The 377-nt window shown below is 67.9% G+C and carries 1 pseudogene; it reads left to right on the top strand.

Features of this window, described 5'->3' with window-relative positions:
* Positions 1-377, top strand: a pseudogene (locus tag EXE44_RS18540) (ribosome biogenesis/translation initiation ATPase RLI); the annotation flags it as partial.

Genomic DNA, 377 nt, shown 5'->3' with positions numbered 1-377 from the left:
ATGACCGTCGCGCGGCTCATCCGCGAGCTCGCTGACGACGACGCCGCCGACCGGTCGATGCTCGTCGTCGAACACGACCTCGCCATCCTCGACCTGCTGGCGGACACCCTCCACGTCGCGTACGGGGAGCCGGGCGCCTACGGGGTCATCACCGACCCGAAGTCCGTCCGGAAGGGCATCAACGAGTACCTGAAGGGGTACCTCGACAACGAGAACATGCGGATCCGGCCGTCGGCGATCACCTTCGAGGAGCACGCGCCGCGGGTCGCCTCGCGGAGCCAGACGCTGATCGAGTACCCCGACCTCCGGAAGTCCTACGGCGACGGCGAGTTCGAGCTCCACGTCGAGGGTGGCGAGATCAACCGCTCCGAGGTGCT

Source organism: Halorubrum sp. SS7 (assembly GCF_005435055.1).
Classification (GTDB): domain Archaea; phylum Halobacteriota; class Halobacteria; order Halobacteriales; family Haloferacaceae; genus Halorubrum; species Halorubrum salinarum.
The sequence above is the reverse complement of the archived record's forward strand: the minus strand, read 5'-3'. Positions and strand labels throughout refer to the sequence as shown.